Annotated in this window: 1 protein-coding gene; it reads left to right on the forward strand. The window is 67.6% G+C overall.

Annotated features, from left to right (window positions below; all coding sequences use genetic code 11):
- The coding region (gene tnpC / locus EG885_RS22370; RefSeq protein WP_131579076.1) for an IS66 family transposase at nucleotides 1-621 on the forward strand (621 nt) is incomplete at both ends.

Genomic DNA, 621 nt, shown 5'->3' on the forward strand with positions numbered 1-621 from the left:
CCCGCGTTGAGCGGGTGATCGAGCCGGACAGCCTGCTCTGTCCCTGCGGCTGTGGCGAGATGCACCGGATCGGCGAAGACCGGACCGAGCGGCTGGATATCGTGCCGGCACAGCTGCGGGTCATCGTCACCGTGCGCCCCAAATATGCATGTCGTCGATGCGCCGAGGGGGTGTCCCAGGCACCGGCACCCGCACACCTGATCGAGGGCGGCCTGCCCACCGAGGGCGCCCTCGCGCATATCCTCGTCAGCAAGTATGCCGACCACCTTCCCTTATACCGCCAGAGCCAGATCCTTGCCCGGGCGGGCATCGAGCTTCACCGCAGCACGCTGGCCGATTGGGTCGGCACCGCCGCCTTCCACCTCGGCCCGGTGGTCGATCGGCTGACCGAACACCTGAAGACGTCGAGCAAGCTGTTCATGGACGAGACGACCGCACCCGTGCTCGATCCTGGCCGGGGACGCACGAAGACGGGCTACCTCTGGGCTCTGGCACGCGATGACCGCTCATGGGGCGGGGGCGATCCCCCCGGCGTGGTCTTCACCTATGCGCCTGACCGTGCGGGCGAGAACGCAGAGCGCATCCTGCAGGGCTTTGACGGCATTCTGCAGCTGGATGGCT

This window comes from Paracoccus nototheniae, assembly GCF_004335005.1.
GTDB lineage: Bacteria > Pseudomonadota > Alphaproteobacteria > Rhodobacterales > Rhodobacteraceae > Paracoccus > Paracoccus nototheniae.